Annotated in this window: 4 protein-coding genes; 1 reads left to right on the top strand and 3 read right to left on the bottom strand. The window is 60.5% G+C overall.

Features of this window, described 5'->3' with window-relative positions:
- The first annotated feature begins 109 nt into the window (after nt 1-109).
- Entirely contained in the window at nt 110-328 is a 219-nt protein-coding gene (locus tag KPG66_RS17405) for a hypothetical protein (RefSeq protein WP_013428622.1), read from the top strand.
- Between the two features lie 423 nt (nt 329-751).
- Here KPG66_RS17405 and KPG66_RS17410 read toward each other — a convergent pair whose 3' ends face one another.
- The 3 genes from KPG66_RS17410 to KPG66_RS17420 all read right to left on the bottom strand — a co-directional run.
- Complete coding sequence (locus KPG66_RS17410) at nt 752-892, bottom strand: hypothetical protein (RefSeq protein ID WP_157864533.1); 141 nt, start codon at nt 890-892, stop codon at nt 752-754.
- Between the two features lie 56 nt (nt 893-948).
- A complete protein-coding gene (locus tag KPG66_RS17415; protein ID WP_191287749.1) occupies nt 949-1212 on the bottom strand; it encodes a hypothetical protein in 264 nt (87 codons plus the stop codon).
- A 552-nt stretch (nt 1213-1764) separates the two neighbouring features.
- Nucleotides 1765-2066, bottom strand: a 302-nt coding sequence (locus tag KPG66_RS17420; protein ID WP_237071687.1) for an Rpn family recombination-promoting nuclease/putative transposase, incomplete at its 5' end; no start/stop codon positions are given.

The following is a 2066-nucleotide window of genomic DNA, read 5'->3' on the forward strand; positions in this document are numbered from 1 at the left end:
GGACAACAGCGGATGCTCCTGCCGCTTTCCAGGAGCTGGTTTAAAAGGACTTTGCTAGAAGACGGCTGGCACTAACCAAGGGGGCAGGTCAGCCCGGCCTTGACCGGCTGTGGCGCAGCTCGCGCAGTTGCTCGACTGGCGACTCGTGGATTTGGTGGCAGAAGGAGGCACCGGTGCGCTGGACCGCGCTATGCGCATGCACAGGAAGTTGGCAAGGTTATCGCTCACGCAGCAGAAGGCACTGGAACATCTGCTGGACGAGGCTATTGTGATGGTGACCGCCACCCTTGCGGCCGCTCGCAGGCGTGGTCGGAAAGCCGAGAGTTGACACGCTGAGGGTGCTACGAGGCACCATATCGGATGCGCCACGGCCGCGCGTATGCGCTGCGCTTTTCAGGATGCGACTCAATGTGCTTATCGGCAACATATGTGGTACGTGCACAAAAATGAGCCATGGTAAAATTGAATTTTACGCACGTTCCAGCTACGGAACTATGCGAGTGCCTCCCGTAAAAGCTCACCTCGATGGTATGTCGACTATAGGTAGACTTACTGGTCTTCAGTCATAGTTGACAGTTTTGCTGTGAGCGCCGCGCTGCCCTTTTCAAGCATCAAGCCGCTGCAAACCGCTCAACGCTTGAATCGCGTGGCCGCTGTTCCAGTGGACCCGTGCGTTGTCAAGGAGGACAGGGCGCGGCGACAGAGGGCGGGGCAGCGTTGTTCCGGTCCGGCCGGGCAGCGGGGGCAGACCTCACGTTTGACGATAGCGAGCCAGCTCAGCGATCAACTCTGGCGATGCCGGCACGATCCGCGCGCGTTTTCCCTTGCCGACGATCTCGAGCCACCATTGATTGTGCCCCTGCGCGCTCAGACGTCGCGAGAAGTCGTCCATTGTTGTGCTGGCGACCTCGGAGATGCCAGGCCTTGCAAGTAGAGAAGCGTTGTCAGCTAGCGGCAGTGCGCATAGTATGCTTGCTGCGCCGCTTTCTGCTGGGGCAGTTGCTCGACGAAGCGTTTGACTTTGTCCCACAGCGAGAGTGATAGGTCGCGCGTGATGCGAGCCGCTGGCCGTCGGCCGCGTTGACACAGCAGCGCCATCGGGTTGCCGCGCAGGTAGCCGGCGTCCACCAGCCAGGTGAACAGGCCGTTCAGAATGACCCGTGCTTGCCGCTGGCTGGCCGCGGACAACGGCCCGTTAAAGAGTGCGGGCATCGCCGCTAGAGTACTTGCTCCCGGTGGCCGGCACCCAGCGGCTCGCGGGCTGCGGGTCGGCCAGGAGCGCGTTGAACCGCTGTAGATCCTCGGGCGTGAGCGACGACAGCGGTTTACCCAGTTGCACGACGGCCCAGAGCATGAGTCGCTTGCGCTCTCGCGCGTGCCGCGATGGGTGCCGTTGCGCCCGTCCAGATGCTGGAGCAACGCAAACGCCTTGACCGGTTGCACGGAGGTGAACGGGGCGAGGGACATAATTTGAGTGTTGGAACAGTGAACGTGACACGAGACGGCCTGAGCGAGGTACGCGTAGCTAAATAGCACGCGACAAAAACGCTTGGAGACGCTGCGAATTATGGCAGCCGCGCGCGTCGTTCTCATTTCCGCGTGGGGGCTATGCTCAGTTTAGTCGTTCACCCGTGTGCGGTCGCCTTCACGCGCTGCCTCTGGGCAAGCGCTGCAATGGTGCATGCCACGGCATGCCGGGCGCAGCACGCGCTTGGCGTGGTCTGCACGTGAAGTAGGGGTCCCAGCCCTAAATTGCCCTGATGATTAGTGGCAGATTTGCTTCATGTCGGCTTCGGACAAGCCCGTCATACGTTTTACCGTCTCGTGCTCCAAACCGTTTTCTAGCAACGTGCGTGCGATCTTCAGTGCGGCTTCCTTGTGGCCTTCTTCACGTCCCAGCATCCGGCCGCGCTCCAGACCTTTTTGCTCGCCTTTTTGCTCGAGCTTTTGTGCAATCGTCATCAAAACCTCCTCGTGTTGCGGGGAACGGATCGCCAACTCTCGCATAAATCGCTCCGGATCCGTCGTGTCGCCCCACTGCAGCATATAATGCATCAGCGACACCA

This window comes from Mycetohabitans sp. B2 (genome assembly GCF_021733735.1).
GTDB classification, from domain to species: domain Bacteria; phylum Pseudomonadota; class Gammaproteobacteria; order Burkholderiales; family Burkholderiaceae; genus Mycetohabitans; species Mycetohabitans rhizoxinica.